Annotated in this window: 29 protein-coding genes; 24 read left to right on the forward strand and 5 right to left on the reverse strand. The window is 43.8% G+C overall.

Translation table 11 applies throughout. The annotated features are described in order from the left end of the window. Positions 1-98: IS3 family transposase (locus tag ICN40_RS00545; RefSeq protein WP_216241321.1), on the forward strand; the 98-nt coding region annotated here is incomplete at its 5' end. A 67-nt stretch (positions 99-165) separates the two neighbouring features. Here the strand turns inward: ICN40_RS00545 and ICN40_RS00550 are convergent. Next, positions 166-801, reverse strand: a complete 636-nt coding sequence (locus ICN40_RS00550; RefSeq protein WP_216241288.1) for an NAD(P)H-dependent oxidoreductase — start codon at positions 799-801, stop codon at positions 166-168. Positions 802-909: 108 nt separating this feature from the next. On the opposite strand from ICN40_RS00550, the gene ICN40_RS00555 reads away from it, so the two are divergent. After that, a complete protein-coding gene (locus ICN40_RS00555) occupies positions 910-1,266 on the forward strand; it encodes a DUF1622 domain-containing protein (RefSeq protein ID WP_215361887.1) in 357 nt (118 codons plus the stop codon). A gap of 71 nt (positions 1,267-1,337) precedes the next feature. Here ICN40_RS00555 and ahpF read toward each other — a convergent pair whose 3' ends face one another. Continuing rightward, positions 1,338-2,915: an alkyl hydroperoxide reductase subunit F gene (ahpF, locus tag ICN40_RS00560; RefSeq protein ID WP_216241289.1), complete on the reverse strand. Its 1,578-nt coding sequence runs from the start codon at positions 2,913-2,915 to the stop codon at positions 1,338-1,340. Positions 2,916-3,012: 97 nt separating this feature from the next. After that, positions 3,013-3,576, reverse strand: a complete 564-nt coding sequence (gene ahpC, locus ICN40_RS00565; RefSeq protein WP_072584055.1) for an alkyl hydroperoxide reductase subunit C — start codon at positions 3,574-3,576, stop codon at positions 3,013-3,015. 292 nt (positions 3,577-3,868) lie between these two features. On the opposite strand from ahpC, the gene ICN40_RS00570 reads away from it, so the two are divergent. The 9 genes from ICN40_RS00570 to ICN40_RS00610 all read left to right on the forward strand — a co-directional run bounded on the left by ICN40_RS00570 (position 3,869) and on the right by ICN40_RS00610 (position 12,003). Further along, entirely contained in the window at positions 3,869-4,399 is a 531-nt protein-coding gene (locus tag ICN40_RS00570) for an OmpA family protein (protein ID WP_216241290.1), read from the forward strand. A gap of 27 nt (positions 4,400-4,426) precedes the next feature. After that, a complete protein-coding gene (locus ICN40_RS00575) occupies positions 4,427-4,825 on the forward strand; it encodes a hypothetical protein (protein WP_216241291.1) in 399 nt (132 codons plus the stop codon). 62 nt (positions 4,826-4,887) lie between these two features. Then, positions 4,888-5,691, forward strand: a complete 804-nt coding sequence (locus tag ICN40_RS00580; protein WP_216241292.1) for a hypothetical protein — start codon at positions 4,888-4,890, stop codon at positions 5,689-5,691. Between the two features lie 97 nt (positions 5,692-5,788). Further along, positions 5,789-6,610: a hypothetical protein gene (locus ICN40_RS00585; RefSeq protein WP_216241293.1), complete on the forward strand. Its 822-nt coding sequence runs from the start codon at positions 5,789-5,791 to the stop codon at positions 6,608-6,610. 24 nt (positions 6,611-6,634) lie between these two features. Next, a complete protein-coding gene (locus ICN40_RS00590) occupies positions 6,635-7,516 on the forward strand; it encodes a hypothetical protein (protein WP_216241295.1) in 882 nt (293 codons plus the stop codon). A 43-nt stretch (positions 7,517-7,559) separates the two neighbouring features. Beyond that, positions 7,560-8,669 carry a linear amide C-N hydrolase gene (locus tag ICN40_RS00595; protein WP_216241297.1) on the forward strand — a complete coding sequence of 370 codons (1,110 nt, stop codon included), beginning with the start codon at positions 7,560-7,562 and terminating at the stop codon, positions 8,667-8,669. A 128-nt stretch (positions 8,670-8,797) separates the two neighbouring features. Continuing rightward, entirely contained in the window at positions 8,798-10,591 is a 1,794-nt protein-coding gene (locus ICN40_RS00600; protein WP_216241299.1) for an amidohydrolase, read from the forward strand. A gap of 71 nt (positions 10,592-10,662) precedes the next feature. Continuing rightward, positions 10,663-11,289 carry a hypothetical protein gene (locus ICN40_RS00605; RefSeq protein WP_216860694.1) on the forward strand — a complete coding sequence of 209 codons (627 nt, stop codon included), beginning with the start codon at positions 10,663-10,665 and terminating at the stop codon, positions 11,287-11,289. A gap of 162 nt (positions 11,290-11,451) precedes the next feature. Next, positions 11,452-12,003 carry a phasin family protein gene (locus ICN40_RS00610; protein WP_216241301.1) on the forward strand — a complete coding sequence of 184 codons (552 nt, stop codon included), beginning with the start codon at positions 11,452-11,454 and terminating at the stop codon, positions 12,001-12,003. A 4-nt stretch (positions 12,004-12,007) separates the two neighbouring features. On the opposite strand, the gene ICN40_RS00615 is transcribed toward ICN40_RS00610, so the two are convergent. Then, complete coding sequence (locus tag ICN40_RS00615; protein ID WP_216241303.1) at positions 12,008-12,907, reverse strand: histone deacetylase; 900 nt, start codon at positions 12,905-12,907, stop codon at positions 12,008-12,010. Between the two features lie 4 nt (positions 12,908-12,911). After that, on the reverse strand, positions 12,912-13,286 hold the full coding sequence (locus ICN40_RS00620; protein ID WP_072583752.1) for a DUF2237 family protein: 375 nt from the start codon (positions 13,284-13,286) through the stop codon (positions 12,912-12,914). A gap of 61 nt (positions 13,287-13,347) precedes the next feature. On the opposite strand from ICN40_RS00620, the gene ICN40_RS00625 reads away from it, so the two are divergent. The 13 genes from ICN40_RS00625 (at position 13,348) to ICN40_RS00685 (ending at position 21,514) form a co-directional block, all read left to right on the forward strand. After that, the gene (locus tag ICN40_RS00625; RefSeq protein WP_216241305.1) at positions 13,348-13,758 is read left to right on the forward strand and encodes a thiol-disulfide oxidoreductase DCC family protein; all 411 of its coding nucleotides are present in this window, start codon (positions 13,348-13,350) and stop codon (positions 13,756-13,758) included. Continuing rightward, complete coding sequence (locus tag ICN40_RS00630) at positions 13,755-14,303, forward strand: chalcone isomerase family protein (protein ID WP_216241307.1); 549 nt, start codon at positions 13,755-13,757, stop codon at positions 14,301-14,303. Before ICN40_RS00625 ends, ICN40_RS00630 begins: the two co-directional genes overlap by 4 nt. Positions 14,304-14,306: 3 nt before the next feature. Further along, positions 14,307-14,855 (forward strand): DUF3833 domain-containing protein, encoded by a 549-nt coding sequence (locus tag ICN40_RS00635; protein WP_216241309.1) that lies wholly within the window; start codon positions 14,307-14,309, stop codon positions 14,853-14,855. Between the two features lie 70 nt (positions 14,856-14,925). Next, positions 14,926-15,459: a superoxide dismutase family protein gene (locus ICN40_RS00640; protein ID WP_255561064.1), complete on the forward strand. Its 534-nt coding sequence runs from the start codon at positions 14,926-14,928 to the stop codon at positions 15,457-15,459. Between the two features lie 39 nt (positions 15,460-15,498). Beyond that, on the forward strand, positions 15,499-15,942 hold the full coding sequence (locus tag ICN40_RS00645) for a DUF2452 domain-containing protein (protein ID WP_072583733.1): 444 nt from the start codon (positions 15,499-15,501) through the stop codon (positions 15,940-15,942). Between the two features lie 34 nt (positions 15,943-15,976). Next, complete coding sequence (locus tag ICN40_RS00650) at positions 15,977-16,957, forward strand: zinc-binding dehydrogenase (protein WP_216241311.1); 981 nt, start codon at positions 15,977-15,979, stop codon at positions 16,955-16,957. A gap of 77 nt (positions 16,958-17,034) precedes the next feature. Then, a complete protein-coding gene (locus tag ICN40_RS00655) occupies positions 17,035-17,445 on the forward strand; it encodes a carboxypeptidase regulatory-like domain-containing protein (RefSeq protein ID WP_216241314.1) in 411 nt (136 codons plus the stop codon). Positions 17,446-17,536: 91 nt separating this feature from the next. Further along, positions 17,537-18,391: a metal-dependent hydrolase gene (locus tag ICN40_RS00660; RefSeq protein WP_255561065.1), complete on the forward strand. Its 855-nt coding sequence runs from the start codon at positions 17,537-17,539 to the stop codon at positions 18,389-18,391. Positions 18,392-18,762: 371 nt separating this feature from the next. Then, the gene (locus ICN40_RS00665; RefSeq protein WP_216241315.1) at positions 18,763-19,182 is read left to right on the forward strand and encodes a MarR family winged helix-turn-helix transcriptional regulator; all 420 of its coding nucleotides are present in this window, start codon (positions 18,763-18,765) and stop codon (positions 19,180-19,182) included. Between the two features lie 33 nt (positions 19,183-19,215). Then, positions 19,216-19,770 (forward strand): flavodoxin family protein, encoded by a 555-nt coding sequence (locus ICN40_RS00670; RefSeq protein WP_216241318.1) that lies wholly within the window; start codon positions 19,216-19,218, stop codon positions 19,768-19,770. Next, complete coding sequence (locus ICN40_RS00675; protein ID WP_216241319.1) at positions 19,770-20,318, forward strand: cytochrome b; 549 nt, start codon at positions 19,770-19,772, stop codon at positions 20,316-20,318. Before ICN40_RS00670 ends, ICN40_RS00675 begins: the two co-directional genes overlap by 1 nt. Continuing rightward, entirely contained in the window at positions 20,308-20,895 is a 588-nt protein-coding gene (locus ICN40_RS00680; RefSeq protein WP_216241320.1) for a YceI family protein, read from the forward strand. Before ICN40_RS00675 ends, ICN40_RS00680 begins: the two co-directional genes overlap by 11 nt. Positions 20,896-20,941: 46 nt before the next feature. Then, positions 20,942-21,514 carry a YceI family protein gene (locus tag ICN40_RS00685; protein ID WP_216120546.1) on the forward strand — a complete coding sequence of 191 codons (573 nt, stop codon included), beginning with the start codon at positions 20,942-20,944 and terminating at the stop codon, positions 21,512-21,514. The last annotated feature ends 159 nt before the right edge of the window (positions 21,515-21,673 follow it).

The following is a 21,673-nucleotide window of genomic DNA, read 5'->3' on the forward strand; positions in this document are numbered from 1 at the left end:
GTGAATACATCCATTACTACAACCATGATCGAATCAAGCAAAAACTAAAGGGATTAAGTCCGGTAAATTACCGAACTCAATCCCTTCTGGTAAGCTAATTAAACTGTCCAACTTTATGGGGTCAGTTCATCCGGGTGGCTTTTACTTTTTCTATACTTCTATTTATTACTCAATCCAAGTAACAAAGTCTTCCTTAGGCTTTCTGACTTTTTTCAAGTTAAGCAACCAGTCCTCATCTGCCTTTCTATAGCCTAGCGGCAGCATGACAACACTGCGCAAACCTTTTGCTTTGAGGTTGAGGATTTCATCGAGAGCTGTAGCATCAAAGCCTTCCATTGGTGTGGAATCTACCTGCTCGTAGGCTGCCGCAATGAGGGCAGTACCAAGTCCAATATAAGCTTGCTTTGCAGCATGCGTGTAATTGGTTTCGGCATCTCTTGCGGTGTAACCGCTAAGCAGCTTCTGGCGGTATATGTCACCAGCTTCGCTTTTGAAGTTGCGCAGCTTCTCAGTCATATCAAATGATTGATTGATGCGATCGGCCGTATAGGTATCCCAAGCGGCAAAAACGAGCAAATGAGAAGAATCTACTACCTGAGTTTGGTCCCATGAAATGGCTTTTATCTTCTCGCGAATAGCTTTATTGGTAATCACAAGTACTTCATACGGCTGTAATCCACTAGAGCTGGCAGTCAGACGAATCGCCTCTAGGATTAACTCTACCTTTTCATGCGGTACGGACTTTGTGGAGTCCATTTTTTTGGTGGCATAGCGCCACTGTAATTTGTCAATCAAGCTCATTCAGATTTCCTTGGATTTAATATAGCAACAGTGGGACAGTGTAATTTATAACGGGGGCAAGTGCTAAACGGGCTAATATGTAAGCATGCAATCTCAAAAGACCGAAATATGAATCAAATTGAAATTATTCGAGATGTCAGTGATGTGATGGATGCTCTTGGCGTGGCCGTGGTGTCTATCGGTGTTTTATGGGGCCTCTTCTGTTTTGCAAAAGGTCTGATTACTCAGACGGCTGATATTGCTTATAAAACCTTTCGTATACAAATCGTGCGCTCGCTCATTCTGGGGCTCGAAGTCTTAGTTGCAGGTGATGTGATTCGGACGGTAGCCATCAGTCCAACATTGACTAGTGTGGCGGTATTGGGCGCCATCGTTTTGATTCGTTGCTTCTTAAGCTGGTCCCTGACTTTGGAGATTGATGGTCGCTGGCCGTGGCAAGCACCTAGATCAGGTCAATCAGAATAAGTAATATTTGTCTTTAAACGAGGAAGGGAGTCGAAAGACTCCCTTTTGTTTTGCTGCAGATTAATTGTTGCTTACGCAGCAACCGCTTCTTCTGGCTCAGTAACCGATGAGCGAATGAGGTAATCAAATGCCCCTAGCGAAGCTTTAGCACCTTCACCCATGGCAATAATGATTTGCTTGTATGGAACGGTGGTGCAGTCTCCCGCTGCAAATACACCCGGCAAAGAAGTTTCACCTTTTGCATCAACGATGACTTCACCGTGCTTGGATAAATCGATGCTACCTTTAAGCCAATCAGTATTCGGTAATAAGCCGATTTGGACAAAAATACCCTCCAGATCAATATTGTGCTCAGTGTTATTGGTGCGATCTTGGTAGCGCAAGCCATTGACCTTGCCATTGGCACCCAATACTTCTTTGGTGAGCGCGCTCATGATGACGGTTACGTTTGGCATGCTAGCCATCTTCTTTTGCAATACCGCATCTGCACGGAGCTTGCTATCAAACTCGATGAGAGTGACATGGCTAACAATGCCTGCCAAATCAATAGCAGCTTCAACACCAGAGTTACCGCCACCAATTACCGCTACACGCTTGCCTTTAAATAACGGGCCATCACAGTGAGGGCAATAAGCAACTCCTTTGCCGCGGTATTCTTGTTCGCCAGGCACATTCATTTCTCTCCAGCGAGCACCAGTACTGATGATTACGGACTTGCTATTCAGTACTGCGCCGTTGGCTAATTCCACTTCAAGACCATGAGTCGTCTTACGCAAAGCATTGGCACGCTGTAAGTTCATAATGTCGACTTCATAGCTCTTCACGTGTTGCTCGAGTGCTTGAACCAACTTAGGCCCCTCAGTTTCTTTTACAGAAATGAAGTTTTCAATACCCATGGTGTCCATGACTTGCCCGCCAAAACGTTCGGCCACAATTCCAGTGCGAATACCTTTACGTGCCGCGTAGATTGCAGCAGCAGCACCAGCAGGCCCACCACCAATGACTAAAACGTCAAACGACTCTTTAGCAGAAAGCTTTGCAGCCTCTTCTTTAGGGGTAGAGGTATCCAGCCTGGCAACAATCTCTTCAACACTCATGCGGCCTTGACCAAATACTTCACCATTAAGAATCACAGTTGGAACAGCCATGATTTGGTATTGATCTACTAAGCCTTGGTAAAGGGCACCATCAACCATTTCATGGGTGACGTTTGGATTGAGGGCTGCCATTAAGTTCAGCGCCTGAACAACGTCAGGGCAGTTATGGCATGACAAAGAGATGAAGGTCTGAAAGCTGAGCTTGCCATCTAATTTAGTAATGCGATCAATCACTTCTTGCTCTACTTTGGCTGGGTAGCCGCTTGCCTGCAAAATAGCCAAAATGAAAGAGGTCATCTCGTGACCCATTGGTAGGCCAGCAAAGGTAATGCGAGCATCTTGATCAGTCTTGCTCACGGTAAAGCTAGGCTTGTGTTCAGCTTGACCGTCTATTTTAAGGGTGATTTTGTCTGACTGTTCAGCTACTTCATTTAAGAGTTCAAGCATCTGCTTGGAGCTGTCGTTGTCATCTAGGCTAGCCACAAGAACGATCGGGCTAACAATCTTTTCAAAATATACCTTTAACTGGGATTTGATATTGGTATCGAGCATGATGATTTCCTTGGGTATTTTTAGGTGAGTCTATTGGGCAGGATCTGGTCCTCTCCAATAGACTCTCCGAAGAGAGTCTATAGATTACTAATTCAACTTAGATCTTGCCTACGAGATCCAAAGATGGAGTCAATGTTGCTGCGCCTTCTTTCCACTTAGCTGGGCATACTTCGCCTGGGTGTGCTGCTGTGTACTGAGCGGCTTTCAACTTACGCAATGTTTCAGAAACATCACGAGCGATTTCATTTGAATGAATCTCTGCTGTCTTGATGATGCCTTCTGGGTTGATGATGAATGTGCCACGCAATGCCAAACCAGCTTCAGGAATATGAACACCGAATGCGTTTGTCAATGTGTGTGTTGGGTCGCCAACTAGTGGGAACTTTGCCTTACCAACAGCAGGTGAAGTCTCGTGCCACACTTTGTGTGAGAAATGAGTATCGGTTGTTACGATATAAACCTCAGCACCCATTTTTTGGAATTCAGCATAGTTCTCAGCTGCATCTTCAATTTCTGTTGGGCAGTTAAAAGTAAAAGCTGCTGGCATAAAAATCAGAACTGACCAGTGTCCCTTGAGGGACTCATCAGTAACGGTTACAAACTTGCCGTTGTGGAAAGCTTCGGTTTTAAAGGGTTGAACTGCGGTATTAATAATGGACATACTGTGCTCCTAGTGTTGGTTAATCAATTTCTTTAATAACTACTGCAACTAGGTGAATTTTGAACCTCAGTTGTTTATTTGTCTAATGAATAAATTGGATATTTATGATCGAATTTATAGATAATTGATTTCAGAGCCTACAGCGTGCTTAAACAGGTTATTTCTGGATTCTTTAGGAAAATTACCATTTATATTGTCATTTGAAGGGCTTAGGTAAGCCTTTGGGCTATAGTGATCTTAATGCCTACAAGGCTAATTTTTTTACTGAATCTGGAGAAATGACATGGGTTTCATGAAACAAGGATTAATAGCCTTATCTATTTCGGCACTTGCGCTCTTAAGTGCTTGCGTCACCGAAGGTAAATATAACCAATTGGACCAGGCATACAGTCAGCTTCAACAGGCCTACCAAGGCGATGAGGTGGAAATTCGCCAATTACAAGGTGAGTTGCGCATCACGATCCGGGACAAAATCCTGTTTCCAGAGGGCGGTTATCGCTTGAATGCTAAAGCTGAACAGGTATTGGCAAAAATGGCGCCAACACTCTCAGGATTTAAAAATACCAAGGTAGTGGTTCGCGGATATACAGACAATGTATCAATTGGTGCTGAGTTGCGCAATCAAGGAATTACTACCAATCTCGATCTGTCATCGAAGAGAGCGGATAACGTAGTTGACTACCTCATTCGTAAGGGCGTAAGTCAGAGTCTTATTTCTGCGCAAGGCATGGGTGAATCTAATCCAATTGCTTCTAATGCAACTCCAGAAGGCCGCTCTCAGAATCGTCGCATTGAAGTTACTTTGGTCGGACCAGGTAATTAATTTGTAGCTTATATCAAAGGATCAACAATGAAATATTTATTAAGACTTTGCGCAGTAGTAACAGTTGTATTGGGATTAGCTGCTTGCTCGGGTGCGCCTGATGTCAAAACATCTTCAGCAGATTTTATTAAAGTAACAAATGGTATTTTGACTAGTAGTTATGGCAAGACTATTTATACCTTTGACAAAGATCAGGCTGGCTCAGGCAAGTCAGAATGCGCATCAGCCTGTGCGACGAACTGGCCTCCAGTCTATGTAGAGCCGGGCATTAAGCTATCCGGCGACTTTTCCTATATCAGTCGTAACGATGGTCAGAAGCAATTGACCTATAAAGGCAAGCCACTGTACTTCTTTGTTAAGGACAAAAATCCTGGCGATAAGACGGGTGATAACGTCAATAATGTTTGGCATGTTGTAGCGCCGTAATCTGCAAAATATTTAAAGAGCTAAATGTAATTAATGCCACCTTAGGGTGGCATCGCCTTTTTATGAAATTATTTTTATTACTCATCATCAGTTTTTTTGCTTCAGCAAGTTATGCAGAGGACTTACTGGTCCCCCTCTCAAAATTTGATAATGATTCTCAGCAACTGACGAACAGCAAGGTTTTAGAGTTTTGGGGCTATCACAATTACGACGGTAACGATAACTATCAAAATATTTTGAAGTTGCGATACTACAACCCCCTAGAGGCAGGTGATTGGCGAGGACGTATACGTCTCGATAGTTCTTACGCATCCAATTACAACTCCATTTCGTCCGCCAATAATTCAGGGCAATACAGTGCCGGCAACACCATGGTTACTATCTGGGGGCAGGATCGAACTTTTCTTAAGCCATTGGGTGCTTTGGTTGGTGGTCGCGTTGTATTTCCATTTGGTAATAATGGGCAGTGGGCGGTTGGCCCGCAATTAGGGTGGTCATTTGTTCCTGAGGTCGATAGCCTGTTGGGTGTGACCGATTTCTCGCCCCTATTGCGCTACATGTACGGCTTTGATACTAAAAACAATAGTCAGATCATTAACCCCAATCAACCTGCATTGGTCAGAAACCTTCAGGTATTCCCAACCATTGGTTTTCAGCTATCTCCAAACACAATGCTGCGTTTTTGGGATGAAAACGGTGCAGTTTATAACTCAGCTGGCGGGGGCTGGTTTGTACCAATTGATGCTATGGTGACTCATCGCTTAGCAAAGCAATGGGTCATTGCAGTGGGGGCCAGCAAGCAAGTAGTTCAAAGTTATCACCAGTACGACTGGTCTACCTACGCGAAGATCTCCTACAACTTCTAGAGCACAAGCCTTTTACGATTAAGTCTGCAGACTATAATTAGTTCCAAAATTAGCATTAAATATTTCCTTACCAACCTTATATCGCTCCGGTCCTTTTATGAATAAGAAAATTCTTGCGTCTCTAATAGCTACATCTTCAATCTTCATTTCTGTAAGCGTTGCTCATGCAGAAGAGAGTCTGTCACCACTTCCAAAAATTTCAGATGAGTGGCGCTTTGATGTGACTCCTTATTTATGGGGAGCTGGAATCTCTTCTACGCTCTTTTACAACGATCGCTATCTCAATACCGCAAAGCTTTCTACAAGTAACGTACTTGGAGATCTCAAGTCCGGCGGTATGATTTCTGCAGAAGCGCATTATGGTAACTGGGGCATCATGGGTGACCTCGTTTCAGCAACTTTGCAAACTACAGGTAGCAATACTGTAGTGGTTCCGACTCGAAGATATGGGGGCGTTCCGGTTCAGGCTGCCGATAAAGTAACGATGCAGCAAAATATTTTTACTGGTGCCGCTACTTATACTGTTCTCAATAACCAAAGCATATATTTAGATGGCTTGGCGGGTGTGCGTGGAATTATGGCAACCGCAACTGTTGCCTTGAATTTGTCAGCCGATGGAGTGTCTGCTGGTGCCGTCGATTCTAAATCAGTTTCTACTGCCGATCCAATTGTTGGTTTCAAAGGTCGTTACCGAATTGCCGACTCTACTTGGTATATCCCTTTTTATGCTGATATCGGCGGCGGGGGCGGCACGACCAACATGACTTGGCAGGGCGTTCTTGGGGTAGGTAAAACATTTGAAAAATGGGTTGATGTATCTCTTGCCTACCGCACCATGTACTACGACATGAAGGGCGACGGCCTGTTACAAAAAACTACCTTTAAGGGCCCGCAGTTAGCTGCAACCTTTAAGTTCTAATTTTCAATTCATCAGAAATAAAGCATGAGTCATACATTAAAAATTGCGATTATGTTGGCAGCACTTGGAGTTATAACCACTCCAGTTAATGCTCAGGAAATTCCAGCACGTGCAGGCACAATTGCTGCTGAGAAATCGGGCGAAGTGAGTGTTTCTGCTAACCCAGCAGTAAACAGCGTTGATATTGCCAAGAAATTGGCAAATCCAATCGCTAATATGATCTCTGTGCCACTGCAGTATGAATTTAGTCGTGGCGTGGGTAAAAACCAAGGCGGCTCAGAGCAGTCGCTCCTATTTCAGCCGGTAGCTCCATTTAATTTGGACGGTGGGGATGTCTTTATCGTGCGACCAATTATTGCGGGCGTGAGAGAAGTTAGTGTTCAAGATGCTTCAGGTAGGTCATTCTCTGGCTATGGCATTGCTAGCGTAACTCTCGAGTCTTTTTATGCGCCTAATACCAATTCCTCTTGGATTTGGGGTATTGGCCCCTACGCTCAATCACCATCAGGTAATAGTGGTAAGTTTGGCTCACAGCAAACTGGTGCTGGTGTGACTGGGGTAGTGCTAAACCGTGATGGCCCATGGACTTATGGCCTGCTTGGTTATCAATCATGGAATGTGGGTGGTAATCCAGCTTATGGCACACAAAATAATTTGTATGGACAGCCTTTTGTGGCCTATACCAACAAAGAGGCCTGGACTTATACGGTGAATATGGAAGCGCTTTATAACTACGATGCTCACCGTACCTCTAACCCTCTTTACGCTGGCGTCTCTAAATTAATGGTCTTTGATGGTGTTCCTGTTTCTTTCGGTGCAGGCCCAATGTATTACGTGAGCAACACCCCTGGCGGTCCATCTGGTTGGGGTGCTCGTGCAACAGCAACACTAGTTATTCTGAAGTAATTCGCATTAGAAGTACTAACTTATAAATGATAGGAAGTTAATCATGAAACAAAAGATGTTCAAAAAAGTACTAGCTGCTTCGGTTTCGGTTACTTTGGCATTTGCTCCATTGGTGAGTAATGCCTGCACTAGCTTCTTGCTAAAAGGGAGCGATGGCGGCTATGTTTATGGCCGCACAATGGAATTTGGTTTGCCATTGAATTCTCAGTTAACGACTATTCCAAGAGCTTATGCTCATCAGGGAATTGGTGTTGATGGTAAATATGGTTCAGGCCTGAATTGGAATTCTAAGTATGCTGTAGTCGGAATGAACGCACTTGGCTTGCCTGAGCTTGTCGACGGCATGAATGAAAAGGGCCTCATTGGAGGCGTACTCAACTTCCCTAATAGCGCTGCTTACCCAGCAGTTACTCAAGCTGATTCATCCAGTAGCATCAATTCTGTTCAGGTGCTCACTTATGTGCTGACAAATTTTGCTACTGTTGATGAAGTGAAGGCCGGTCTACCAAAGATTAAAGTCAATGGCGCTAAGTTAGCTGTTTATGGAAATCAGACTCCACCAGTGCACTATACATTGCACGATGCCAACGGTAAAAGTATCGTAGTAGAGTACTCCAAAAATGGATTATCTATTATGGATAATCCAACAACTGTATTAACAAATGACCCTCCGTTTCAGGATCACCTTAATAGCATTGGAAATTATGCCAATCTCTCTAAAGTAGAAAAGCCACCACTAGTCATTAATGGAGCTACTTACGCAGCACCGAGTTCTGGTAATGGATTGCATGGCCTTCCTGGCGATTTCCTGAGTCCAAGCCGTTTCATTCGCGCACTATTTTTATCTAACTCAGTGCCAACAAACTTTACCAACGCCCAAATGGACGGTGCTGCTTGGCACATTCTCGGAAGCTTTGATATTCCTCCTGGATCAGTGACCTTGCCAGCTAGCAATCCTTATGGTGGCGGCACTGGCGGCTATGAGGTAACTGAATGGAGCATTGTGGCAAATAATAAAACCATGGTTTACAACGTCAAGATGTTTGAAAACAACAATACTTATGCATTTGATCTGAAGAAAATGGATGTGAATGCTAAAGAAATAAAGTATGTCAAATTAGCTCAGCCTAAGATTTTGGTTCCAGTGAATTGACTGATTTAAGCTAAGACATCTGATATTGAAAAGAGGCTCGCTTGTCGAGCTTCTTTTTTTAAAAGATTGATGATTGCAATTGAAGCATAGTTAGTATTTTATAAATGAAGGTTTGATAGAGGCTCCCAGTGAATTTAAAGTCTAAAATTATCTATGCAGGTGTACTAGGTCTTTTCTCCGGCCTTGCTTCAGCGGTTCAATTACTTGATCCTCCATCAACCCCGAAGGTCACCAATATCACTGTATTTGTGGCTAAAAAAATTGTCACGATGGATCCGGCGATTCCTAATGCAACTGCCGTTGCTGTTACTGATGGACGTATTTTGTCTGTAGGCTCTTTGGAGGATATGAAGCCTTGGACAAGCAAGTACCCTACACAAATTAATCGGGATTTTGCTAATAAAGTCATGTACCCGGGATTCATTGAGCCACATGCACACCCTTTGTTGGGTGGTATTTTGTTCAACAAACCATTGCTGACACCATCGCCAATGCCAAATCCATGGGGGCCAGCATTTCCTGGGGTTGCTAATTTACAGTCAGCAATGACGCAGCTCAAAAAATACTCTGATGACATCAAGGACCCAAACAAGACGCTGTTGGCTTGGGGCTTTGACGTAGTGGCTATGGGGAAGATGCCTGATCGTCAGCTCTTAGATCAAGCTTCGAGCACTAGACCAATTGTTGTATGGGATGCTTCGGGTCACGATATGTACGTCAATAGTGCTTTTATCAAGTTCTATGGCATCACGCCTGAGAAGGTGAAGAATGTGAAGGGCGTAGGTATTGATAAGGATGGTCAATTAAATGGCCAGTTCTTAGAAATCCCTGCGGTAACTTATATTTTGGGCATTGCAGGAAAAGATGTTCTTAACCCCAGTGAAATTCCGACTGATTATTTGTATATGAGTGATCTCATGCAGCAGGGCGGAATCACTACCTCTGGCGATTTGGCATTTGGAACCTTGAACATCGATATGGAGCTAAAGATTGCTAAAGCTTTTAGTCAATCTTCAGCAGGCGCTTTACGAATTGTTCCGGTCGTTTACGCGGAGCCTTTTATTCAGAAGTATGGTGATAAAGCGATTGCAGAAGCACAGGCTCTACAACAGCAAGACAACGACCGTTTGATATTCCAGGGCGTCAAGTTCTACAGTGATGGCGGTTACTTACCAGAAACCATGCGTATGGAGCACCCAGGCTATACCGATGGAAGTCTAGGTTCATCAAACTACAAGTCTGCACAAGACTTTGCTGCTGCTATGAAGCCATGGTGGGACGCGGGTTATCACATTCACATTCATAGTAATGGCGATATTGGCAATCAAAATTCTATTAACGCTTTGCAATTAATGATTGATGCCAAGCCACGCTTTGATCATCGCTACACGATTAACCATTTCGGCATTCCATCGACTGCAATGGTGATGAAGATTAAGGCTCTTGGTGCTGTAGTCAGTGCCAATATTTCTTATATTTCCGAGCGCGCTAAATTGGAATACCCAGCCTTAGGTATGGATCGCGTATCTTATGCAACTCGACTTGGCACTCTTGTTCGCAACGGCATTGTCACTTCTATTCATTCAGATGCGCCTGTGTCTGCGCCTGTGCCCTTAAAAGAGGCGTGGACTGCAGTGACTCGTAAGGATGTGTACAACGATGGCAAGGTATGGGGTCCGGCTGAGGCGGTAACTGCCTCTGATGCGATGAAGATGATTACCATTAATGCTGCTTACACATTGGGAGTAGAGGATAAGGTAGGAAGTATTGAAGCCGGTAAGTTCGCAGACTTTGCGGTCTTGGATGCGGACCCACAAACTGTTCCCGCAATTAAAATTAAAGATGTTGGAGTGTATGCGACAGTTTTGGGCGGAAAAGTTATTCCGGTATCGGAAACCAAGAAACCCAGACTCTTAGAGTAATACTCTCAATTGAGGCTGACTATTTAAACCCTATCAATCACCTAAATATGACCAATATACATAAATCTTTTTTGAAATACCTTACCTTAACTTTGCTGTCAGCCGCCTTTCTAGCTGGCTGCCAATCCACTGGTCAAGATGGCAAGCCACTCACAACTGCAGAGATCATTCAAAAGCGTGATGCTACGTTAAAGATGTCCAAGACAGGTCTTGATGCATTGATCAAGCAAAAACCAGATGTTCAAAAAGAAATTGATCAGGCGGCTGGCTATGCAGTCTTTACGACTACCAATGTCAATATTGTTTTGCTGGTAGTAGCCCGTGGCGAGGGTGTCCTGTTTGATAAGCGTCGCAAGGAACCTATTTTTATGCAAGCGCTCAAAACAGGTGAAGGTTTGGGGGCTGGCTATCAAGATCAATATCAAGTGGCGATCTTTAAGACCCCGGGTGCTATCGATCAGTTTTTGTTGACCTCGATTGATGGTCGTCGTGGTGGCATCGATGTAGATGCAAATTTTTCTGCTGGTTCGGGCGGCACTATTCGCTCCTTTAATCCTGAAATTACCTTCTATACAGTGGGGCTCTCGGGATACGATTTGCAGGCCAACTATGGTGGCACGCTCTATTTGGTAGATCAACAGCTTAATAGTGCTCAGACTCTGAACAATCTTCCAAAGAAGAAGTCCGACTCAAAGTAAGAAATAGAGTGTATTGATCTCTGGATGCTGATGGAGCACCAGCTGGTAGTAGCTGGGGCTTTTCTTTTGCCTGTATCGGGTAGATCTACTGGTATTTCTCTATAGAAACCCGCCTGAACGAGAGTAGATTGGTATCTGAAATTACCCATCTGAAAGGCTGATATGAGCAAGAAATCACTTGATATGAATGCAATGCCAGGGCAACAAAGAGCTATTGATGCGACCAAGGCAGCTGGGCGTGTGGCGATTGAAAGTGCCCAGGCAATCGCACAGATTAATCAGCAGGCGACGCAGGAATTGGCCGGTATGATTCAGAAGAGAGTATCTGAGCTAATGAAAACCCAGGACCCTCGATCTGCATTTGAATTTGTTCATGCCGAAGTGCTGCAGGATGCCGCTAAAGAAATCTCTCAATATCACAACCAATTACTTCAGGTGCTTAAAAGCGGTAATCAAGAGCTCGCTGATATTGCTGAAACCATGATTCAAGAATCTAAGGTAGATTTAATTCACTTTGTAAATGATGCAACGGACAATGCGCCTCTTGGTAGCGAGGCTTATGTCTCTGTATTCAAAACCTCATTTAACAACGCATTGCAAAATTTTGAATTGATTCGTGCCGCAATGGCAGACTCATTTACGAATTTTGAGAAGAGTGTTGAGAATGTCAGCAATCTCGCTAGCCCAAAAAGCGCCTCAAAAAAGAAGAGCTAAAGATTTAATATTGCTTCTGAAATTGCAGGGCGGTCTTAATGGTCTGAAAGTGAATATCCACCGTAGATGTCATTTCCTTTCCGTAACCGCCCGCCATTGAAAACGCGATGGGGAGCTGCCTATCCAAGGCATACTGAAATACCTTCTCATCCCGCAAGCGCATTCCTGCTGTACTGACATTCAGCCTTCCTAGGCGATCACCTTCATGGGGGTCTGCACCAGCTAAAAAAATGAGGCAGTCTGCCTTGAAGAGTGAATCTAGTTGATCCAGAGATTGGCTCAGGGCATGTAAATAGGCGGCATCATCGCAACCGTCCTCTAGACCCAAATCAAGATCGCTCTCTTCCTTTTTAAATGGAAAGTTATTTTCCCCGTGAATAGAGAGGGTGAAAATAGAATCATCATTTTGCAGTATCGATGCAGTGCCATTTCCTTGGTGCACATCCAAATCAATCACTGCAACTTTGAGGGATGGGCTGATCTCTTTTTGTAAAGCGCGTGCTGCAATAGCGGAATCATTAAAGACACAAAATCCACTACCGGCATCTCGATAGGCATGATGGGTGCCACCCGCAAGATTGGCGGCAATGCCTTCTCGTAAAGCAGTTTTGGCTGCCGCAACAGTGGCGCCTGCTGAGCGACGTGAACGTTCCACCATCTGCTTGCTCCACGGAAATCCAATCTCTCTTTGCTCTTGTGGAGAAAGCTTTCCTTCAATAACTTTGATGAGATAGCTTGGATCGTGAGCATACAGAATTTGAGTGTCAGTAGCAGGGGGTGCCTCTACCAGTTCGATATCGGTCAGACTACTTACTAGATCACGTAAGCGCGAATACTTTTCCATTGGGAAGCGATGACCCTCTGGAAGTGGCAATACAAAATGGTCGGTATAAAACGCTTTCACGCTTTTATATTTCCCTTGAATATTCTTTCAGGATATTCAAGGGGACAGTCTCTAGGGCTTTGATGTGAGTGCTTTCCAGTTTGATAGATGGCGCGCATTGGGCATTGAATGCCTCCACCCAGCGATTGATGCATAGGCACCATTGGTCACCAGCCACTAACCCTGGAAATTGATACTCTGGTCTTGGGGTGATGAGGTCATTTCCTTTTTGCAGGCTAAATTGCAAAAATTCATTTGTCACAATCGCACAAACTAAGTGACTGCCCACATCCTCTTCATTGGTTTTGCAGCAGCCATCCCTAAAAAACCCTGTTAGGGGATCGAAAGAGCAGGGAATGAGGGGTTCACCAAAAACATTTAGCGCAACTTCTTTTTGCATAGCAACCTTAAAAATATCCGTGTCAGCCAGTTTATTGAATAAGCCGTAAACTTGCTGAACAATGACTCAATTAGAAAAGCTCACCTTGTTTTACGATGGTGCTTGCCCGTTGTGCCAGGCGGAGATTCTCTTTTTATCGGGACGCAATCAAGACAATCTATTGGGCTTTGTCGACATTAACTCAGAACAGTATGACCCTCAAAAGGTGGGGGTCTCCTGTCATGCTGCATTGGCGGCGATGTATGGTCAGTTTGCTAGCGGCAAATTGATCCAAGGTGTCTCAGTTTTTCCTGAGGCCTATCTTCGTGCAAATCTGCCGCGCATGGCCTGGTTCTTTTCAAGAAAGCCACTTCAGCCATTCTTGAAATTGGCTTATCTCTTTTTTGCCAAGAATCGGCATGCGATATCTAATCTCTTTGGGCCTGTAGCTTTACGATTGGTGAAGGCCCGTTCAAGATCTGTACAGCAATGAAGAAAATTCATCTTCTTCTCATCGCCACTTTACTGAGTTTCTTGGTGCCGACCAGCTTTGCGCGCGATCCTTTGGAGATGCCTGCATATTTAAGTACTGCAAAACTGCAAGGAAGCGGTCGACTGACTTGGTGGGGCCTGCATATTTACGATGCTTCCTTTTATAGGGTGGGTTCACTGTCTTCTCCCGAGTTTGCATTGGATATGCGCTATCAAAAATCATTTTCTGGTAAATCCATTGCCAATCGGAGCGCAGAGGAAATGAAGCGCACTGGCGTACCTGATGAACAAGCCGCCCTTTGGGGTAAGGAGTTGGCGTCATTCTTGCCGAATGTCGAGTCAGGGCAAACTTTGACAGCTGTCTACTCCCCCAAGCAAGGAACCGTTTTTTATCATGATGGTAAGCAAATCGCACAAATACCTGGGGCAGAGTTTTCAAGGGCATTTTTTGGAATTTGGTTAGATCCTAAAACAAGCGCCCCTAAACTGAGAGCAGAACTATTGGGACAAACCTGTCCACCACCACTTTTTAATGAGGCTTGTTAAGTTATGAAATCCTTTTTTACACGCCTTGCATTCACAATATTTTGTGGAGCGCTTTTAGTTTCATGCTCTTCACCTCAGGTTTCTCAATATGCGGCTGAGAAACCAGCTCTAGACCTGAGTGAGTACTTTTCTGGAACGATTGATGCCTATGGCATCTTTACTGATCGTAACGGTGAAGTGAAAAAGCGCTTTACTGTGCTGATCAAAGCAAATTGGACGGTAGTGGAAGGTAAAAAAGTCGGCACCTTGGATGAACGTTTTGAATACTCTGACGGCACAAAGCAAACACGCATCTGGACGCTAACTGAGCAATCTCCGGGTAACTATATTGGTAGGGCTGATGATGTAGTGGGTGATGCACAAGGTCAGCTCGCCGGAAATGCGCTTAACTGGACCTACACCCTTGCTTTACTGGTAGATGGCACCATTTATAACGTGCAATTTAATGATTGGATGTACTTAATTACCCCCAAGGTAATGCTCAATAAGGCCAAGATGAGTAAGTTTGGGATTGATTTGGGTGAGGTGACTTTGAGCTTCTACAAGCGCTAAGCAAAAGCGCTCGATTTGTGTCACACTTTCTTGGAAGTCGCCTTTGGGCGCCTCATCCAAGGAGATCTAAATGAACAAGAAATTCAAGCAAATTTCGATTGCTTTATCCGCTGTGGGAATGTTGTCATTAGTGGCCTGCCAATCAATGGAGCAAGGTACTGGGCAAAAAGCCAGCGCAAATTTAGATTCAAGATCAGGCTCTCAGGCTAAGGGTGAGGTTATGTTTACCTGGCAAGGAGATGATGTTCTCATCAATGGTAAGTTTTCTGGATTAAAGCCAAACTCAGAGCAAGGTTTTCATGTTCATGAAAAAGGCGATTGCTCTGCTCCGGATGCAACCAGCGCAGGCGGTCACTTCAATCCTGAAACAAAATCTCATGGCATGCCAAATAGCGGCATGAATCATGCAGGAGATCTGCCCAACATTAAGTCCGATGCCAATGGCAACGCAACTTACACTGCTAAGTTACATGGATTTGCTGTAAATACAGGTTCAACTGGAATTGTTGGTCGCTCTGTGGTTGTGCACAGAGACCCGGATGATTACAAATCTCAGCCTGCAGGAAATTCTGGCCCACGTATTGCATGTGGCTTGATTAAGTAATCACATCTATTTATTAAATTAGTACATACAGGGCATTTCATGAGAATCGAAGATACCGATCCAGCGCGACATGCAGGGATTGAATATCCAATGGAGGTGGGTGCTCCTGTGTTTGCACCCATCAAAGTGACTGAGGAAAAAGATAAGGCTGTTAACGTAGCTCGCCAAAATGCCAAGCTTGAGTACGATCGCATTATGGAGCAGGCTGAAGTCTTAATGAAGCAGGCTAAAGCATTACAAGCAAGACTAGATGCTACAGAGATGGTGCATAGCGCTAAATTTGGCTTTAATCCTATTCATGGAAAAATTTACCATCTGTACTATGACGGTAGAAATAACACTAATGTATTGATTCAGAATGGTCCAAAAGAATGGAGTTGTGGAATTCCAGATGGTTGGACTTATTCGATGGCAGTAAAGAAGTTAGGTGACAGTACTTGGGCGGTAATTGAAGAGGATTCTGTTGGCGCCCTTACTGTATGATGTTTTTCTCTATATAAAAATAATTAGGTGACCTGTGACAAAAGCTCGAGTCGTTAGTCTTAGTGAACTAGGTGGTGCAGACGTAATCAAAGTCATTGATAAAGAATTGCCACCACCTGCAAAAGGTGAAGTGCAGCTCCGTCAAACTGCCATTGGATTTAATTTCATTGACGTATATCAGCGCTCAGGCGTTTATCCATTAGAAATGCCTACGGGCCTTGGACATGAGGCTACAGGTGTGGTTGAGGCTTTGGGCGAAGGCGTCACTGATTTAAAAGTGGGTGATCGCGTCGTTTATATGAATGCCGGGATTGGCGCTTATGCAAGTGCACGTAATGTAGCGGCTGACAAATTGGTTGTTCTGCCCAGCAATATTTCTGATGAAGTTGCCGCAGCTGTTTTCTTTAAAGCAATGACTGCACAATATCTTATGCAAAAAACCTATAAAGTAAAAGCGGGTGATGTAGTGCTCGTGCACGCAGCTGCTGGCGGCGTTGGTCAAATTTTGGCTGGTTGGGCAAAAGCATTGGGTGCATTTGTTGTTGGCACTGTGGGTTCGCCAGCAAAGTTTTCTGCTGCTAAGAAAGCGGGTTGTGATGCTGTTGTTGATTACTCTCAAGCAAATTGGGTTGAAGAAGTGCTTAAAGCCACTGGTGGAAAAAAAGCCAATGTAGTTTATGACTCTGTTGCTAAAACTACTTTCTTAGGCTCTTTAGATTGTGCTGCTCCTTTTGGAACAGTCGCTTTGTTTGGCGCTGCTTCAGGCCCAGCTCCAGAAATTCAGCCAGAGATCTTAAATAAGAAGGGCTGTCTGTTTTTAACTAGACCTTCTGTATTTCCACACAACGCTACTGCAGCTTTGTTAAAAGAAAACGCTAAAGCAGTATTTGATGCCATTGCCAAAGGGCATGTCAAAGTACAAATCGGCGCTAAGTTTTCTTTAGAACAAGCTGCTGATGCGCATCGTGCTGCTGAAGGACGAAAAGTTTCAGGCGCCATTGTGATGACTCCATAAGCTTAAGTGTTCTAGCGCACATAAGCCCCGTGTATGCGGGGCTTTTTTTATATATCAATCAGACGTAAGATAGAAGTATGAAAACACTTCTCAAAATACTGATCGCTACTCAACTAATTTTATTGAGTTCTTTGTCCTCGGCACAAATTCCTGAGACACAGCATTCACAGGGAATTTCTTACATCACTGGTGGCGTAGGTGAGAGTGAGACGGTTGCGATTTTGGCTGATGCAAAGCAATGGCCATTGTTATTAGAAATGTCTCAAATAGAAAATGGCAGGGGAGTCTGGATCTTCGGAGCAAGTATCAAAATCATAAGTTCTAAAAAACAGCTCATTTTTGATGCCCAAGCAGATGGGCCTTATATGCTGATTAATCTTGAGTCTGGTGACTATGTGATCGAGGCAACTTATCAAGGGGTGGTTCAAAAGAGGGCGCTTTCTATTAAATCCGACTCACCACAAAAGGTTTCCATTTTCTGGAAATAGTGCCTAAAAAATTGACGCATTGCGTCATAAGCCTCAACTTTCAATTTGGTCTATAGTTCCCTGATTACTACAATCATCAGGAGATGTATCAATGAAATGCTTTTCAGCTAAAAGCGGTATGGGCGTATTGCTTTCGGCAATATTAGTTTCAGCAGCCACACTCAGTAATGCGCAGAATTCTCCAGCTGTAGGTGCTCAGGGTAAGACTGAGGCACTATGGTTTGGACAGGCAGGGTTTCGGATTAAATCTCCTCAGGGAAAAATGATTCTGATTGATCCCTGGATTACTGGCGGACCTAAGACGCCGCCGATTTACAAGAATGATTTGGCAGCGATTGGTCCGATTGATGTGTTGCTAGTGACGCATGCACACGTTGACCATCTTGGCGATGCGCCAGCTGTGGCTAAGATGAACAATATCAAGTTATACGGTCCAGCCGATATGGTGACGCCACTAACTACTTTGGGAATTCTGCCAGCAGACTTGGGTTATCGTTTTAATAAAACGGGTCGCGTAACACCTGCGCCTGGAATCAAGGTAACCGCAGTTCAAGCAGAGCACTCTTCTTTATTAGTTTGGAAGAATCCGGCTACAGACAAAATGGAGTCACATCCCGCTGGCGAGCCTATGGGTTTCATTATTGAGCTTGAGAACGGTTTTAAGATTTGGCATATGGGGGATACCGGCTTATTTAGTGATATGAAATTCATTAGCGAACACTACAAGCCTGATCTAGTGATGATTCCGATTGGAGGCAATTTCACAATGGCGCCTGATGATGCTGCATTTGCATTGCGTACTTGGATTAAGCCAAAAATGGTGATCCCAATGCACTACAACTCTAACCCGATGACTAAAGGTACGTTAGCCGAGTTTCAGGAGGCTATGAAGGGCAGCAATATCAAAATTATTCCGATGACTGAAGGTGAAACAGTCCAATTCTGAGCAGTCTCTAATTTTCAATCCCAAGGATTATTTTTAAATTCAATTGCTTCTGAAGTGAGGGCGCAAAGTATCGCGCTCTGACTCCAGAGGCATTTGGAGCATTTCTATAGAAGGAATCGGTTCGCTGGGGCAAGATTATTAAGGGCGCTGGTATCAAGCGAGAGTAGAGCCCTATAAAGGTGGGTGTGTCTCGCTCTGTGCGCTAAGCGCTAGCCAGGGAAGCCAGCAGGGGCTAACCTTGTGAGGTAGGTCTTCCTAATTGCAATGTATTGCTGGCTTTAAACCCCATAAATTGAAGTTTTTTAGTTTTATATTGCAAATAGTTCGTAGTAGTACTATATTAGTTCTAACTAGTACTTTAAATAGGATTTATGAACTTTTTACCTGTCCTGAGAAACCTTGTTTCTGCCTATCAAGCGTTTGAGCGTTATTCAGCTCCGCATATAGCAGCAATGGGTTTAACAATGACCCAGTTTGATGTGATTGCCACGTTGGGCAATCAGTTGCCGATGACTTGTAAGGAGTTAGGCGAGAAAACGCTTGTGACCAAGGGAACGTTAACGGGGGTGCTAGAGCGCTTGGAAGCAAAAGGTCTCATTCTTCGTCAGACAAATTCTCAAGATGCGCGTAGTCAGCTGATTGGTTTGACGATGACTGGACAGTCTTTATTTGAGAAAGTATTTCCAGGGCATTTGGAATATCTAAATGGTGCATTTAAGAAATTATCATCAAATGAATTAAAGCAATTAGAAGAGTCATTGCGGTTGCTGAAAGATGCTTTTAAATCATAAACATCAAGTCAATATTTTTTTAAGGAGAAATTGATGAGTAAAGTAGCTGTCGTATTTCATAGTGGTTATGGGCACACCGTAAAGCAGGCCGAGGCTATTGCTAAAGGCGCTAATGGAACATTGATTGCCATTGACGCTGAGGGCAATATTACTGATGCACAATGGGCGACACTCAATGATGCTGACGCTATTGTATTTGGCTCTCCAACCTATATGGGTAGCGTAAGTTGGCAGTTTAAGAAGTTTGCTGACGCTAGCTCTAAGCAATGGTTTTCACAGCAATGGAAAGACAAAGTCTTCGGTGGTTTTACGAATTCAGCAACAATGAATGGTGATAAGCATTCAACCTTGCATTACTTCTTTACTTTGGCTATGCAGCATTCTGGCCTTTGGGTTGGTACTGGATTGATGCCTTCGAATTCGAAAGCCGCAAAGCGTGATGACATTAACTATGTGGGTTCATCTGCAGGTGCAATGATGCAAACACCATCTGATGCGAGTGCTGACGAAGTAAATGCAGGTGATCTAGAGACCGCAAGACTGTATGGCGAGCGTATTGCAAAAATTACCAAACAGTTGCGCGGATAATGAATAAAGTCAGATACACCTCAATTGCCATCATCTTGCATTGGGTGATGGCTCTCTTGATATTTGCAACATGGTCAATTGCAATTACCGTGAATGATATGCCATTGAGTCCCATTAGAATTACGGGAATCAGCTGGCACAAATGGCTTGGTGTCACCATATTCTTTTTGGTGGTTCTGCGCTTGTTGTGGCGCGTAATTCATCCAGCTCCTGCATTAAACCTCGCATTGCCAGCCTGGCAAGAGCGTGCAATGAAGCTAACCCATCTTGCGCTGTACTTATTGATGTTTCTGATTCCGATTGTGGGCTGGTTAATGAGTTCCGCTAAGGGCTATACCGTCAACTACTTTGGCTTATTTGAATTGCCGGATATGGTAGATAAAGATAAGGCACTTGGCCATCAGCTGAAGGAGATCCATGAGTTTCTGGCCAATGGATTAATGGCTTTGGTTGGACTTCATATTTTGGCAGCGCTAAAACATCAATTCATAGATAAAGATGGCTTATTAAGTCGCATGACCTTTGGAGGATCAAACCGTGAAAAGTAAATTTTCATTTCATTTAGGAATGTTGGCACAGGCTTTATTGGCGATGCTATTCATTAGCGCTGCAAGCTCGGCTTATGCGGTGGAGTATTCATCTATTGATGCCTCGAAAAGCAAAATTACTTTTACAAGTAAATTGATGGGCTCAAAGATCTCTGGAAGTTTTGGAAAATTTTCTGGGAAGGTTTTATTTAACCCAGACGAGCCAGAAAAAGCGAAGGCTAATCTCATTATTGAAATCTCAAGTTTTAATGCAGGTGGGGAAGAGTTGCAAGAAGAGGCCAAAGGAAAAGACTGGTTCAGTACAAAGCTCTTTCCAACTGCCAGCTATGTAACGGATTCTGTAAAGATTACAGGCCCCAATAGTTTGGATGCCCATGGAACCCTAACCATCAAGGGCAAAGCTGTGCCACTGTTGATATCCGTCAAGTATCAGCTGCAAGGCAAGCAGATGGTCTTTGATGCTAGCTTTCAGGTGTTGAGGCTGGATTTTGGCTTGGGTGCTGGAAATTGGGCAGACACTTCTGCAGTCGCCAATGAGGTGCCAGTCAATGTTCACTTAGTCTTAAATCAAAAATAGTTTTACAAATTCACTTACTTATTCAATTTTTAATCAGGAGAATTACATGAAATCAAAATTACTTATCGCTTTATTTGCAACCATTGGCCTTAGCTCTGCTTTTGCTGCGCCAGTGACTTATGCTACTGATGCTAACCATACCTTTGCTCAGTTTGAATATAACCATTTAGGATTCTCTAAGCAGACCAGCCGCTTTAATGCGGTTACTGGAACTGTAACGATTGATCAAGCAGCTAAAAAAGGCAGTGCAGATATCACTATTGATACGAAATCTGTCGATACAGGATCTGCTTTATTTAACAATCACATCCAAGGTGAAGATTTTTTATCTACAACCCAATTTCCGACTGCTAGCTTTCAATCAAACGATATGATTTTTAAAGGCGACAAACCAGTTGCTTTAAAAGGTGTGTTGACATTGAAGGGTGTAAGTAAGCCAGTTACATTGAATATCACTAATTTTGAGTGCAAAAAACATCCAATGTCTGGCGCTGATTATTGCGGTGCCAATGCTGAAACAAAAGTTAAGCGCACAGAATTTAATATGGGTAAATACGCGCCGAACGTAGGTGACGATGTAACCATCATGATTGCTATTGAGGGTTCAAAAAAGGATTAATTCCTTTTGTTGGGCTGATGTCATCTGAAAAACCACCTACGTGAACTGACCCCCAAAAGTTGGACATCAAGTCCAACCAAGGGGGTTTTGTTTTATGAGCAAATACAGTACGCAGTTCAAGCTAAAGGTAGTTAAAGAGTATTTAAAGTTTGGCGGTCT

Source organism: Polynucleobacter sp. Fuers-14 (genome assembly GCF_018882045.1).
Classification (GTDB): Bacteria; Pseudomonadota; Gammaproteobacteria; order Burkholderiales; family Burkholderiaceae; genus Polynucleobacter.